This is a genomic window from Herpetosiphon sp. NSE202, assembly GCF_042688385.1.
Lineage (GTDB): Bacteria > Chloroflexota > Chloroflexia > Chloroflexales > Herpetosiphonaceae > Herpetosiphon.
Genome location: NZ_JBHUPY010000013.1, coordinates 75,551 through 89,814 on the forward strand (window position 1 = coordinate 75,551; position 14,264 = coordinate 89,814).

The window sequence follows — 14,264 nt, forward strand, 5'->3', positions numbered from 1 at the left end:
ATGGAACTAGGAATACCCGAATTTTGTTTGGTAGTTTTGATTGGCGCTTCTGGGGCGGGTAAATCGACCTTCGCCCAGCGCCATTTCAAGCCAACCGAAATTATTTCTTCCGATACCTGCCGCGCCATGCTTTGCGATGATGAAACTGATCAAGCAGTTTCATCAGAGGCCTTTGATTTGGTGTATACGATTGCTGCCAAACGGCTAGCCTTGGGCCGTTTGACCGTGATCGATGCGACAAATGTGCAAGCGGCAGCCCGCCAACCGTTGCTGGCCTTGGCCCGTCATTATCACGTTTGGCCGGTAGCGATTGTGCTGCAAACGCCTGAAAAGGTTTGTTTGGAGCGCAACGTAGGCCGTGCCAATCGCAACTTTGGCGATTTTGTGGTCAAGCGCCAAGTCGATAATTTGCGCCGTTCGTTGCGCAACCTGCGCGATGAAGGTTTTCGGGTTGTGCATAGCGTTACACCAGAGCAGGTCGATGCAATTGAAATTGTGCGTCAACGTGCGTGGAGCAACCGCAAAACCGAGCATGGCCCGTTCGATATTATTGGCGATGTTCATGGTTGTTACCCAGAACTAGAGCGTTTGTTGTTGGAATTGGGCTATAGCATTAACCTCACGCCATGCCACAATTATGGCTTTACGGTCACGCCACCTGCTGGCCGTCGCGCTGTGTTTGTTGGCGATTTAGTTGATCGTGGGCCGGATTCGGTCGCTGTGCTGCGGCTGGTGATGAGCATGGTCGAAACGGGCGCGGCCTTGTGCGTGCCCGGCAATCACGACGATAAATTGGCCCGCGCTTTGGCTGGGCGCAAGGTGAAGCAAACCCATGGCTTGGCCGAAACTATGCAAGCCTTGGCCGAAACTGACGAACCTTTTCGCCAAGCAGTGCGCCAATTTATTGAAGGCATGGTCAGCCACCTGATTTTTGATGATGGTAAATTGGTTGTGGCTCACGCTGGCATGAAGCAAGAATTGCAAGGCCGCATGTCGAAGCATGTGCGCGAATTTGCCTTGTATGGCGAAACGACCGGCGAAACCGATGAATTTGGCTTGCCTGTGCGCTATCCGTGGGCCAAGGAATATCGCGGCGAGGGCTTGGTGGTCTATGGCCATACGCCGATTCCGCAGCCAGAATGGCTCAATAATACAGTTGATATTGATACTGGTTGTGCCTTTGGTGGAGCCTTGACCGCCTTGCGATACCCAGAACGCGAGTTTGTGCAGGTGCCAGCATTTGCCCAATATGCAATTCCAAAACGACCCTTGGAATACAATGCAAGCCAACTTGCGGCGCAGCAGGAAAACGACCACGTGCTCAATTTGAGCGATTTTCAAGGCAAGCTCAAAATTAGCACCAGCCTGATGAGCCAAATTACTCTGCGCGAAGAACAAACCGCCGCTGCCTTGGAGGTGATCAGCCGCTTTGCCATCGAGCCGCAATGGCTGATGTATTTGCCACCAACCATGTCGCCCTCGGAAACCAGTCAACTTGATGGTTTCTTGGAGCATCCCGCCGAAGCCCTCGATTACTATCGGCGAGCGGGAGTTAATGAGGTTATCTGCGAAGCCAAGCATATGGGTTCGCGGGCGATCGTGGTGATTTGCCGCGATAGTGCTGTGGCCCAAGCCCGATTTGGCGTGGTTGGCGAGCAGATCGGGGTTTGCTATACCAGAACTGGGCGACGCTTCTTTAACGATCCTGAGCTGGAAACCGCCTTTTTGCAACGGCTGCAGCAGGCAATTAGCAAGCTGAATTGGTGGGAAAGCTTCGATTCGGGCTGGTTTGCCTTGGATTGCGAGTTGCTGCCATGGTCGGCCAAGGCCCAAGATTTGATTCGTCATCAATATGCACCAGTTGGTGCTGCCGCAACCGCCAGCATGAGCGCGGCCCAAGCAGCCTTGCTGCAAACCGTCACTCGCTTGCCCGAATCGGTTGAATTGCAAGCCTTGCTGGCACATACCCAACTGCGTCAACAGGCGGTTCAAGGCTATGTTGATGCTTATCAGCAATATTGCTGGCCCGTGCAAAGCCTTGACGATTTGCGGCTCGCGCCGTTTCATCTTTTGGCCTGCGAGCAACGCCCATTCTACGATCGTGATCACGAATGGCATATGCAAACCTTGGCGGCGTTGGCCGAAGCTGAGCCACGTTTGTTGCTTGCCACCGAGTATCGCGTGGTCGATTTGCACAATCAAACCAAAGTCGAGCAAGCCATCGAATGGTGGCAAAGCCTGACCGCTGCTGGTGGCGAAGGCATGGTCGTGAAACCCAAGCAATGGGTTGTCCAGAATGCCCGCGGCCTTGTGCAGCCGGCAATCAAATGTCGCGGCCCTGAATATTTGCGCATTATCTATGGCCCAGAATACGATTTGCCCGAAAATCTCGCCCGTTTGCGCAAGCGTGGTCTGAGTGCTAAGCGTTCGCTGGCCTTGCGCGAATCGGCCTTGGGCCTCGAAGCCCTTGATCGTTTTGTCAATCGCGAGCCATTGCGGCGGGTGCACGAATGTGTCTTTGGTGTGCTCGCCCTCGAAAGTGAGCCAGTCGACCCGCGTTTGTAGGGATTGGGGATCGGTTGCTGGGGGTCGGGGATCGGTTGTTGATCCACGAAGGACACGAAGATGGGCTATTGGCTAGAGGCTTTTGGCTATCGGATTCACGACCACTGGAATCCAAATGTTCCGCTAGAGCATAGATGTACTGGTTCATCAGGTTAACCACTGCCTGATCCCCGCACCCCAACCCCGCTCCCGTCCAACGGGCTTTAATTCCCGTGGTTCTCCCGCAATTGCTTGGCGAAAAATGGTCGGCTCCCCCTCGCCCGCGTTTTCGTGGGAGAGGGGGCTGGGGGGTGAGGGGACATGGTTGCCAATCCAATAAATCATTACACATAGCCTATAGCCTCATTTTCTCTGCGCCTCTGCGTTAAACCCTACTTTCTGCCTTTTGCCTTACAATCTATCGCCAATAGCCAATAGCCTCTAGCCACATTCCTCTAGCCACATTCCTCTGCGTCTCAGCTTTCTGCCTTTTAACTTTTGCCTTCTGACTTTTCTTGCCATCCCCACTCTTTGAGTAATTGGCGATCTTTTTTGGAGAGCGTGGCATGGTGCAGCATATCGGGGCGGCGTTCGAGCGTGCGGCGCAGGCGTTGCTCGTGTCGCCATTTGGCAATATTGGCGTGATGCCCGCTGAGCAAAATCGGCGGTACTGCTACACCATTCCAATCTGCTGGTTTGGTGTAGTGCGGATACTCCAAAAGGCCATCGTCGTGGCTTTCGTGGGCCAGCGATTCGGGATCAAGCACTTCGGGCACGAGCCTGCCAACTGCATCAACAATCGTCATTGCTGCTAGCTCGCCGCCAGTTAACACAAAATCGCCAAGCGACACTTGATCGGTGACATAGCGTTCAATGTAGCGTTCGTCGATGCCTTCGTAATGGCCACAAACCAGCACCAAGCGTGGCAATTTGGCCCATTCGCGCGCCATATTTTGGTTAAATACCCGCCCACTGGGAGTCATCAACACCACTGGTGCAGGATTTGGATCGGCGGCCAAGACCGCTTCGGTGCAGAGCGCCAACGGGCCTGGCTTCATCACCATGCCTGCGCCGCCGCCAGTTGGCGAATCGTCGACCATCTTGTGTTTGTCGGTGGCGTAATCGCGAATATCGTGCAGCTGAAATTGCAATAATGCAGCTTGAGCTGCTCGTTTTAAAATGCTTTCAGTCAGCGGGCCAGTAAACATGGCCGGAAACAAAGTCAAAATATCAAAGCGCATTGCAAAATCCTATCGTGCCAAGAGTGAGAATTGTTTGTCGTTCATTACCCAAATATGATACTCGATGGCTTGGGGCTGGTGCAAAACAGCAGGGAAATCGCCATGAATCTGATCTTCCAAGCAAGCAATAGTATTGGTACAATGCCAGCAAAACTTTACCATAACCATTATGAATCCTCGCTTGGCTATTGTTGCTCAAAGGGCGTTTATTTGGCGGCTTGAGCGGGAAATAACCAGCAGCAACGACTCGTCAATAGCTTAAAGTGACATAGGCATGCTTAATTAATGACCTTTAACAGCCAGATTGAGCAATGCACCATAAAGGCCAAGCGCCGGATTGCTCGTTGCTGATTCGGCCCAATCCCGCGACCTGACCAGCGTCTTTACGCATAACCGTTGCTAGTGCAGCAGTTGTTGGACTACAACGGGAGGTATGAATGATGAGTCGACGTGCTGGAATTTTAATTATTGCGCTCGTTAGTTTGGCGATGATGCTGGGCTTAACCGCTTATGCGCTGGCGGTGCGACCAGTCGTTGATCAATTAGCGCCAAGCTCGCCAACGCTCTTTACCCAACTTCAGTATCCGTTTAATGCGAGCCTGATTCCGGTTGGCGAAGTGCTCACCGTGCATTCGCGTTCGTGGGGTAGCGAGCCAATCGAGAATGTTGAATTATGGGCCGATGGCCAGCCTTGGGATCTGCAAGCTGCCAATAATGTGACCTTATACGAAGGCCTTTTTGCGTGGCAATCGCGCAGTTTAGGCGACCATAGTTTGGTAGCGCGCACCAATGATGCAACCAAAATTCCTTCAACCTCGGCAATTGTGCGCCTGAATGCGGTGTTGCCCTACGAACCAGTCGTTACCTTTCAAGTGCAACAAGCGGCGGGCGAAAGCATCGAAAGCCTTGGCAAAGCCTTTGGCATCGAACCCCAAACCCTCTTGAAGCTCAACCCACAGCTTGGCGATTTGTCAGTCAATCAGCCTTTGGGGCGTGATCAGTTGATTACGGTTCAGCTTGCTGGCGAGTTCACGCCAATTAGCAATACGACCAGCCTTAGCCCGAATCAATCCAGCTTGCCAGCAGATTTTGCCAGCCTGCCGCTTGCCACGCCCTACGATCCCAATACAATCTGGTTTGATTTGCAGCGACGTTTTGGCACTGCTAGCTTGCCGTTAGCCCCTGAGGCGCTGGTGGGCAGCAGCAATTGCACAACCGAATTGGTCTTTACGCCCAAATCTGCTGATGCTGATGGCTTTTTTATCTATCGCGCCGGCCCCGACCAAAGCCAATTTAATCTGGTAGCGACGGTTGCCGCCAATGGCTCTGGCCCTCAGCGTTGGCAAGAGCCAGCAGCATTTGGCCAGACGCTGTATTATGTGGTGGCTTTTAATCCAGCTGGTGCTGCAACCAGCCCAGTCGTGGCTTTGAATAATGCTGATTCTGCTTGCTCAAGTTTGCAAGTGCCGCAATTTGCGAGCCTCATTCTTACCCCAAAAACTGCGGTCAACGATGTTTATTGCTATAGTTCGCTAGCCAATGGCCCATGGCAACGTGTGCCCAATCAAGGCTTTTTAGCGCCGCTTGCTGGCGGCTACGATTTAGCTAGTGCCTTGCCATTGAGCGCAATTAGCACCAGCCAAAACTGGAATTTAGAATGTTGGGGCTGGAACGGTACTCAACCGCAATTATTGGGCGCTACCAGCACCACGTTAAATTTGGGCCAAACCCAAGCCATCGCGCTTGATGCTGATTTATTCAGCCTGCAAGGCCAATTGCAAACAGCAACCACCGCTCAGCAAGTGCCAACCTTGAGTTCAATTGCTCCGCCAACCAACCTACGCCTAACCACCACGCTTGATGAATGTCTGCAAGCTGCACCGCAGGATGATGATTTTTGGCGTACTGCCTGTAGCACCAATTTGGCGGCAGGAGCGACGGTATTAATTTGGGATTGGAACGAGCAAGCCTGTTTTCCAACTGCTGAGGGCCAAGATTGTAGCGCCAACGCCAATCTTGAAGGCTTTCAAGTAAGCGATCGTTTGGCTGGAACGCCACTCGAATTAACCAGAGTTGCTGCTGCTCAGCGCTTGCTGTTTTTGGCCCCGCGCACCACGCCAAGCGCAACCGATGAATGTTTGAGCGTGCGCGCCTATCGTGGTTTGGCAATTTCGCTGGATAGCGAAGTGGTTTGTTTGCCAGCAATCAAATTGGCGGCTGGAAGCTATCAACTGCTGCCAAGCCAATTTCAATTTGGCGCTGGCTTGGCTCAAGAAACGGTTGGTGCTGACTGCCCTGCGTTGCCAATCAATCACAGCCAACAAACCACCCAACCCTATCCGTATGCCAGCAGTTTGTTGTTGCTGCAACGCTATAGTGTCGCTGAAACGAGCTGCCGCCGCTACACTGCCAGCTGGTTTGATGGCGCTGTGAGCTTTGTTTTGCCACGGCTTGATCAAACAGTGACGAGCTTAGAATTAACCTTTAATCGAACCAGTGAGCGTGAACCAAGCCAAGCTGAACCATGCAACGCCAACGCAAGCCTACAGCTTGGCAGTGCAACCCAAACCATTGCTTGGCAAAGCTTACCAGCGAATGGCGAAATTAAGCTCACGCTTGATCAGGCGTTGCTTGATCAACTTGGCCAAGCAAGCGCCCCGAAATTAAGCTTTATGCTGCAAGCTGAGCGCCAACTTGCCAATCTGAACCAGCGTTGTAGCAGCGAGCTGAGCGATTTTTCACTGAAACTAACGGTGCAACCATGAAACGATTGCTTGGACTATTGCTCATTGGCATCTTGGCCGCGTGCCAGCAACAAGCGCCTGCGCCAAGTCCAGCCCAAATTGTGCCCCAAGTTTGGATTGACGCGCCCTTAGCGGGAAGTTCGTTGGAGCTTGGCGCAATTCAGGTGTTGGCTCATGGCTATCATCCATTGGGCTTGAGCACGATTGAATTAAGCGTTAACGGTGCAGTTGTGGGCAGCCAACAACCAACAATGCGTGGCTCGCAATTTGGCTATGCAACCTTCAACTGGCAAGCAAGTGAGGCCTCGGCCTATCGTTTGGCGGTTCGCGCCCAAAGTAGCCAAGGCCAATGGAGCGATGTCGCAATTGCTGAAGTTGCGGTTGGCCAAGGCAATGCTGTTAGTGTCGCGGCCTTGCCCAGTGCTACCAGCCTGCCAACGGCCACAATTACGCCCACGGCAACGCCAACCAGTTCGCCAACCTTGACGGCTACTCCAACCCGGCCAATTTCCAGCGCCACAGCTCGGCCATCGCCAACGCGCGTGCGTCCTTCAAATACGCCTGTTCGGCCAACGGATGTGCCTGTCATCCCGCCGACCGATACTCCCATTCCACCAATGGCGACTGATACGCCAGCGCCACCAACGGCAACTGATACGCCAGCGCCACCAACGGCAACTGATACGCCAGCGCCACCAACAGCGACCGACACGCCAGTACCAATTTTGCCGCCAGTGTTTGGCGAACCATCAGCCTCGACCAATGAGTTTACCAACGTTGCTGATTGTACCTATCCTGATAGCGTCTCAATTAGCGTTTCGGTCGAGAATTTCCCTGCTGGTGATGTTAGCTTGTACTATCACGCTGGCCCCAGCCGCTGGCAATCGACAGTGATGCAGCCTGATGGTCGCGGTAACTGGAACCGCACAATTCGCGGGGCGCGTGAGATGTCGGGACAACGCTATGGTGGCTTTGAATATTACATTTTGGCCCAAGGCAGCGATGGTCAATCGGCCCAAACCCAAATCTATGGCGGCATCGAGTTTCTGCCATGTAAACCATAGTTAAGGATGAATTATGAATTATGAGGGATGAAGGCAAAAGTCAGAAGGCAAAAATCAAAATAAGAACAGAGAGCATAGAACATAAGGATGAAGGATGCAAAAGCCTCTCGCCCATGTTCCGTTAGCGAGGGGCTTTAATGCGCTGGTTCTCCCGCAACTCCTTGGCGAAAAACGGCGGCTCCCCCTCGCCCGCGTTCAGTGGGCGAGGGGGCTGGGGGGGTGAGGGAACGCTCCACCACCGACCAATCGCTCAAAACCTACCCTTGAAAGGCTGGGGGGTGAGGGACTTATTATTCATGCTCGCCAGTATATTGGGCTGCATAAGCCTCAGAGGCTGGAATATTCGTAATCACATCAATCAGCACTCCATTGGGGTCAGCAGTAATAAAATGGCGTTGGCCCCATTCCTCGCTGCGCAGATCAAGCAGCACTGGCAGTCTTGCACTGGTAATCAATCGTGCATACAGCTCATCAACATTCTCAACCTCGAAATTAAGCAGTAAGCCAGTTGTTGGGCGTTGACCAGCCACGGGCACACTGGCATGGCTATAGTCGAGCACTGCAAGCTCGTAGTGCTGAGCAGTAGCGTGGCGCAAACTCACATACCAATCCGACTCAAAGGTTGACGTAAAGCCAAAGTGCTGAATATAAAACGCTGCGGTTTCGGCAATTCGATTGGTCGCAATCACTGGATACATACTGCTAAGTTGCATACTCACTCCTAATCCACTATACTTTGTAGAAAACATACAAGCTGTATGTTTCTTTATAAACACTATACATACATGCTGTATGTTTGTCAAAAGCAGGAGCTTGCTAATGCCGACCAAGCAGGAACAACGAGCAGCCACGATTGCAAAATTGATTGCGGTGGCGCGGGCGCAATTTGCCGAACATGGCTATGCTCATGCCGCAACCGAGCAAATTGTGCAGTTGGCTGGCGTAACCAGAGGCGCACTCTATCACTATTTCGATTCCAAAGAGGGCTTGTTTCGCGCAGTGGTGGCCGAAATTCAACGTGATTTGGCTCAACGAATTATCAGCGCTACCGCGTCAATTAGCGATCCATGGCAGCAGCTGTTGGTTGGCTGTCGCGCATTTTTAAGTGCCAGCCTTGAGCGCGATATTCAACGGATTGGCTTGCTCGACGGCCCGGCAATTCTTGGCTGGGAAGCCTGGCGCAAGCTTGATGCAGAAAACTCAATGCGCCTGCTTGAGTCGTCCATTCAGCACTTAGCTGATAGCGGCATAATTGCGCCTGCTTCGGTATCTGCTGCCACCCATTTACTCTCGGGAGCAATGAACGAGGCCGTGTTGTGGATTGCCCAAGCAGCCGAACCTCAACCAGCCCTCGATGCAACAATCGCTGTGCTTGAACAACTGCTCAGCGGCTTGCGTTTAGATTGATAATTTTTGTTAATACTTTTTTGACATTTTTATTAAGATCATTTAATATATCTCCTATCCACCCCAAACCATCAAGCGACACCACTCCCTAGTGACAACAACACCTGTGTCGAATTAGTGGCGTTCAGACACTATCGAGCGAACAAGGTTGTTCGTGTGGTTGGTTCAATCCCTATCTGTCTAGGAGGGTTCATGAAGCCGTCACGCATCGTTCGGTTGGTTGGTTCACTCGCTTTAACGGTAGGTCTTATGGCTCCGCTCAGTGCTTTAGGCCAAACGCGGCAGCCAGTTCAGCAAACGGAGCCGCTTGATCAAGCGCGGGCCTATCATCTTGAAGGCGTTACCACGCGCGAAGATCGCAATGCGATTGCCGCAACCGGTGCTTCCATTGATGCAGTTCATGGCAAGGTGTTGGATATTACGGCGAACGCCGAAGAAGCTGCCGCGATTGAGCGTTTGGGCTTTAAGTTGGTCGAACTGCCTGAATTGACGGATTTTCCAGGGGCTGATGCGGCCTACCACAACTATGCTGAGATGACCGCCAACGTTGCAGCGGTAGTTGCCAGCAAGCCAAACATCGTGAGCCGCTTTAGCATTGGCCGCTCGTATGAAAATCGCGATTTGATTGCGGTAAAAATTAGCGATAATGTTGGCACCGACGAGAACGAGCCAGAAGCCTTGTTTATTGGCCAACACCACGCCCGCGAGCACCTGACTGTCGAAATGACCTTGTATCTGTTGCACTTGTTGGTCGATAACTATGGCCTCGACAATCGCATTACCAACATCGTTAATAATCGCGAAATTTATATCGTTTTCAGCTTGAATCCTGATGGCAGCGAATACGACGTGGCAAGTGGCAGCTATCGTAGCTGGCGCAAAAATCGCCAACCAAACAGCGGCTCTTCATATGTAGGCATCGACCTCAACCGCAACTATAGCTACAAATGGGGCTGCTGTGGCGGCTCCAGTGGTTCAACCTCGAGCGATACCTATCGCGGGGCCAGTGCCTTCTCTGCGCCAGAAACCCAAGCTATTCGCAACTTTGTGGCGAGTCGGGTGGTTGGTGGCAAGCAACAAATCAAAACCTCGATTTCGTTCCACACCTATAGCGAGTTGGTGCTGTGGCCCTATGGCTACACCTACGATTCGTATCCTAGCGATATGGTGCGCGATGATTATGATGCCATGGCTGCGCTTGGCCGCACGATGGCTTCGAGCAATGGCTACACGCCCCAGCAAGCAAGCGATTTGTATGTTGCCGATGGCACGTATGAAGATTGGGCCTATGGTGTGCATCGCATTTTTGCTTATACCTTTGAAATGTATCCAACCAGCGCCAGCCCAGGTTTTTACCCACCTGATGAAGTGATTACCCGTGAAACCAGCCGCAACCGCGAATCGGTCTTGTATCTGTTGGAACAAACCGATTGTCCCTATCGTGCGATTGGCAAAGAAGCCCAATATTGCGGTGGCGGCACGCCAACTCCAACGCCTGGCCCAACCGCAACACCTGGCCCAACCGCAACGCCAAGCCCAGTGGTTACTGTGTTCAGCGACGATTTTGAAACCAACAAAGGTTGGACAATTAACCCAAATAGCACCGATACGGCAACAACTGGCGCATGGGAACGTGGCGACCCAGAAGCAACCGATAGCAGCGGAGCCAAACAACTTGGCACAACCGTCAATGGCAGCAACGACTTGGTAACTGGCCGTTTGGCTGGTAGCTCTGCAGGAGCCTACGACCTTGATGGTGGCGCTTCGTCGGTGCGTTCGCCAGCCTTTACGCTGCCAAGCTCTGGTAATTTGAGCCTGAGCTTCAGCTACTACTTGGCTCATGGCTCAAATGCCAGCAGCGCCGATTACTTCCGCGTCTTGGTTGTAACCAGCTCTGGCACGGTCAAAGTCTTTGAAAAATTAGCCAGCGCCAGCGATGTTGATGCAGCTTGGACGATCGCCAACGTAAGCTTAAATAGCTATGCTGGCCAATCAGTCCGGCTTGTGTTCGAGGCTTCCGATGCAGGCAGCGCAAGCTTGGTAGAAGCTGCCGTGGATAATGTCAGCGTTACCCAACGCTAAGTGTAACGGTTCATGGGATTGGCAACGCGTACATGCCCTCACCCCCAACCCCTCGCCCACTGAACGCGGGCGAGGGGAGCACGGGTTGCGTGGTTCCCCCTCGGTCATCGAATGGGCGAGGGTGCTAGCTTTCAAGGGTAGGTTGTTAAGATCCCCTCACCCCAACCCCTCTCCCACTGCGGTGGGCGAGGGGCTTTTCATGGTGTGACGCTTGGACAATTCGTTGGGAAACAAGGGTCGGCTCCCCCTCGCCCGCGTTTAGTGGGAGAGGGGGATGGGGGGTGAGGGAACGCTCCACCGCCGACCAATCGCTCAAAACCTACTCGTGTAAGGGGCTAGGGGGTGAGAGGATCAAGCCGTGGTTAACGCAATCAACCATTCCAGCTAGCCGAACGTATTTTGGGCTTAATCTCGTCTGCGCTCTTTGGGTGCAGACGAGATTGATTTAACTCGTCATAATGTGGTAGGGCGTTTGACGCGACTGGGTATCGCACCTATAATGCGCTGTTGCGATGGGAGTTTCTTTAGGTATCTCTGGGTGGGCTGTATTCCTCGCCACGCCCATCCCTCACCAAACACGGAGGCAGCGTTCGTCGTGCGTAAGCAAGTAATTAGTGCCCTCGTCGTGACGATTGTGGTAGTTGCTTTGGCATCTTGGATTGTTTTCTTTCCCAAGTCGTTTCAAAGCCTGACCGGTCGCGATGTTTCAACCCACCTAGGTCTCGACCTACAAGGCGGCTCGCAAATCTTTTTACGTCCCGCCGACCCCAACGAGTCTGATTTGACCGCCAAACTCGAAAATGCCGCTGGCGTGATTGAACGTCGCGTCAACGGGCTTGGCGTGAGCGAATCAGTTGTTCAAGTTGTGAACGGCGATAGCATTGTCGTCGAGTTGCCAGGGGTCAAAGATCCTGCGGCAGCTTCGGAAGCACTCAAAGGTGCTGGTAACCTCGAATTTATTGATCCTCAAGGTCAATATTTGCCCGAAGGGACCGAAGTATGTACCACGGCTACGCCGCGCTATCCAATCACGGTTCAGTTGCCAAGCACCGTAACTGGCACCAGTGGCGTAACCACCACCGATAGCTTGAGCAACACCAATCCGTTGTCGCCAACCAGCAATTTGGCTCCAACGACCCCAGTGACTCAGACTGAGCGGCCTTGTGAACAGCCATACACCACGATTGCTCGTGGGACGGATCTCGACACCAGCCAAGTTGCCTTGACAACTGATCAAGCTGGCCGTCCAGCGGTGTTCTTCCGCTTCCAAACCGGCTCAGACTCGGCCAACCAAATCTCTAGCTTTACCAGCCAAAATGTTGGTCGGCCAATGTCGATTGTGGTTGATAACCGGGTTATTTCGAGTCCTCAAGTCAATGGTTCTTTGCCTGGCGAAGGGATCATTACCATGGGTTCGACGGGCACAACCGTTGCTGAGCAAAATTCGCAAGCCCAAGCGCTGCAAAACCAACTCAAATATGGCGCATTGCCCGTAACCTTGATCGAAGATAGTAACCGCAGCATTAGCGCAACCCTTGGCAATGATTCAATCGAAGCCAGTAAAGTTGCTGGTGCGGTTGGCTTGATCGCGGTTATGTTGTTTATGCTGATGTACTATCGTTTGCCTGGCTTAATCGCCAACATTGCGCTCCTTATCTACACTGTGCTCTCATTTGCGGTCTATAACTTGGTTCCGGTCACCTTGACCTTGCCAGGGATCGCCGGTTTCATTTTGTCGATTAGCTTGGCTGTTGACGCAAACGTGTTGATTTTCGCACGGATCAAAGAAGAACTGCACCGTGGCCGCTCATTGGAACGGGCAGTTGAAGATGGCTTCAACCACGCATGGCCATCAATCCGCGACTCCAACGCCTCGACCTTGATTACAAGCTTTATCTTGTATGTCTTGGGTAACGGGCTGGGTGTGAGTATCATTCAAGGCTTTGCATTAACCTTGGCCTTGGGGATTATCATCAGCTTGTTTACGGCAATCACGGTTTCGCGCATGTTGTTGCGCTTGACTATTGATCTTGGGGTTTCGAATGCACGTTGGTTCGGGGTTAACCCCGAAGAAGATGCTGCCGAAGTTGCAGCCTTGTCGTCAGAGCAAGCTTAATAGCTGATTTTCAGCTATATCATCGATAAAGGATTGGGCTATGTTAGATTTAGTGCGTCGGCGCTATTTGTGGTTTGCGATTTCGATCCTAACCATTATTCCAGGCTTGATTAGCATTCTGGTATTTGGCATGAACCTTGGGGTTGACTTCTCTGGCGGCGCGCGCTGGGAAATTCACATTCCAAGTATTAGCCAAACCCGTGATGGCTTGGAAAACGAGATTAATGACGTTTTCACCGCGAGCGGTATCGAGGGTGCACGCACCCAGTTGTCACAAGGCACGACCAACAATCAACAATTTGTGATTGCCTTTGTGCGTTCGAAGTTGGTGCAGAGCGATTCAGCTGAACGTAAAGCAGTTGAAACTGGCTTGATCAGCAAGTTCGGCGCTGATACCCGCATCGAAACCTTGCAAACCGTTGGTGAAACGGTGCGCGGCCGTTCGATTCGCAACGCGATTGTGGCAATCTTTATTGCCTCATTGGCGATTATGGGCTACTTGTGGGCCGCCTTCCGTGGCACACCCAACCCAATTCGCTACGGCGTTTGCGCGATCATCGCAATGTTGCACGACGTGTTGGTCGTGATCGGCATGGCTTCAATTTTGGGCTGGTTAATTGGCCTCGAAGTTGATGCGCTGTTTATGACCGCTGTTCTGACCGTGATTAGCTTCTCGGTTCACGATACAATTGTGGTGTTCGACCGCGTGCGCGAAAACTTGCGCCGCTCAAGCGACGATTACGAACGGGTGGTCAATCGCTCGATTGTCCAAACCTTGACTCGTTCGATCAACACCCAATTTACCTCGTTCTTTACCTTGACAGCCTTGTTGCTGTTTGGTGGCGAAAGCATTCGCTCGTTTGTCTTGATTCTGTTGCTTGGCTTGATCAGCGGTACCTATTCATCGATCTTCAACGCTGCCCAATTGTTGGTGGTGTGGGAAAATCGCGAATGGCGCAACTGGTTTGGTCGTGGCAAAGATAACGCCAAACCAGCCGCTGCCTAATTGATCCTGCCCATCGCAGATCCAAAAATGCCCCGCTCGTTGCTACGAGCGGGGTTTTCT

The 14,264-nt window shown here is 52.5% G+C and carries 9 protein-coding genes; 7 read left to right on the forward strand and 2 right to left on the reverse strand.

Annotated elements, in window-relative coordinates:
• Window positions 1–2,565, forward strand: coding sequence for a polynucleotide kinase-phosphatase (locus ACFMKP_RS16810; RefSeq protein ID WP_382293352.1), 2,565 nt, complete (start codon window positions 1–3; stop codon window positions 2,563–2,565).
• A gap of 470 nt (window positions 2,566–3,035) precedes the next feature.
• On the opposite strand, the gene trmD is transcribed toward ACFMKP_RS16810, so the two are convergent.
• Window positions 3,036–3,785, reverse strand: coding sequence for a tRNA (guanosine(37)-N1)-methyltransferase TrmD (gene trmD / locus ACFMKP_RS16815; RefSeq protein ID WP_382293354.1), 750 nt, complete (start codon window positions 3,783–3,785; stop codon window positions 3,036–3,038).
• Window positions 3,786–4,222: 437 nt separating this feature from the next.
• Here trmD and ACFMKP_RS16820 point away from each other — a divergent pair, with 437 nt between their 5' ends.
• Window positions 4,223–6,550: a hypothetical protein gene (locus ACFMKP_RS16820; RefSeq protein ID WP_382293356.1), complete on the forward strand. Its 2,328-nt coding sequence runs from the start codon at window positions 4,223–4,225 to the stop codon at window positions 6,548–6,550.
• The gene (locus ACFMKP_RS16825) at window positions 6,547–7,593 is read left to right on the forward strand and encodes a hypothetical protein (protein WP_382293358.1); all 1,047 of its coding nucleotides are present in this window, start codon (window positions 6,547–6,549) and stop codon (window positions 7,591–7,593) included. The genes ACFMKP_RS16820 and ACFMKP_RS16825 overlap by 4 nt, the downstream gene beginning before the upstream one ends.
• Window positions 7,594–7,883: 290 nt before the next feature.
• Here the strand turns inward: ACFMKP_RS16825 and ACFMKP_RS16830 are convergent, their stop codons facing one another.
• Window positions 7,884–8,306, reverse strand: coding sequence for a VOC family protein (locus ACFMKP_RS16830; RefSeq protein WP_382293360.1), 423 nt, complete (start codon window positions 8,304–8,306; stop codon window positions 7,884–7,886).
• A 106-nt stretch (window positions 8,307–8,412) separates the two neighbouring features.
• Here ACFMKP_RS16830 and ACFMKP_RS16835 point away from each other — a divergent pair, with 106 nt between their 5' ends.
• From ACFMKP_RS16835 to secF, 4 genes are all read left to right on the forward strand, one after another.
• A complete protein-coding gene (locus ACFMKP_RS16835) occupies window positions 8,413–9,000 on the forward strand; it encodes a TetR/AcrR family transcriptional regulator (RefSeq protein ID WP_382293362.1) in 588 nt (195 codons plus the stop codon).
• 192 nt (window positions 9,001–9,192) lie between these two features.
• Window positions 9,193–11,082 carry a M14 family zinc carboxypeptidase gene (locus ACFMKP_RS16840; protein ID WP_382293364.1) on the forward strand — a complete coding sequence of 630 codons (1,890 nt, stop codon included), beginning with the start codon at window positions 9,193–9,195 and terminating at the stop codon, window positions 11,080–11,082.
• Between the two features lie 595 nt (window positions 11,083–11,677).
• Window positions 11,678–13,198 carry a protein translocase subunit SecD gene (gene secD, locus ACFMKP_RS16845; RefSeq protein ID WP_382293366.1) on the forward strand — a complete coding sequence of 507 codons (1,521 nt, stop codon included), beginning with the start codon at window positions 11,678–11,680 and terminating at the stop codon, window positions 13,196–13,198.
• A gap of 40 nt (window positions 13,199–13,238) precedes the next feature.
• The gene (gene secF, locus ACFMKP_RS16850) at window positions 13,239–14,204 is read left to right on the forward strand and encodes a protein translocase subunit SecF (RefSeq protein ID WP_382293368.1); all 966 of its coding nucleotides are present in this window, start codon (window positions 13,239–13,241) and stop codon (window positions 14,202–14,204) included.
• The last annotated feature ends 60 nt before the right edge of the window (window positions 14,205–14,264 follow it).

Bases quoted from the DNA above. Each gene is read 5' to 3' on its own strand.
- ACFMKP_RS16830 (WP_382293360.1), bottom strand. From the start codon at position 8,306: ATGCAACTTAGCAGTATGTATCCAGTGATTGCGACCAATCGAATTGCC.
- ACFMKP_RS16840 (WP_382293364.1), top strand. From the start codon at position 9,193: ATGAAGCCGTCACGCATCGTTCGGTTGGTTGGTTCACTCGCTTTAACG.
- ACFMKP_RS16810 (WP_382293352.1), top strand. From the start codon at position 1: ATGGAACTAGGAATACCCGAATTTTGTTTGGTAGTTTTGATTGGCGCT.
- secF (WP_382293368.1), top strand. From the start codon at position 13,239: ATGTTAGATTTAGTGCGTCGGCGCTATTTGTGGTTTGCGATTTCGATC.
- ACFMKP_RS16825 (WP_382293358.1), top strand. From the start codon at position 6,547: ATGAAACGATTGCTTGGACTATTGCTCATTGGCATCTTGGCCGCGTGC.
- trmD (WP_382293354.1), bottom strand. From the start codon at position 3,785: ATGCGCTTTGATATTTTGACTTTGTTTCCGGCCATGTTTACTGGCCCG.
- ACFMKP_RS16820 (WP_382293356.1), top strand. From the start codon at position 4,223: ATGATGAGTCGACGTGCTGGAATTTTAATTATTGCGCTCGTTAGTTTG.
- ACFMKP_RS16835 (WP_382293362.1), top strand. From the start codon at position 8,413: ATGCCGACCAAGCAGGAACAACGAGCAGCCACGATTGCAAAATTGATT.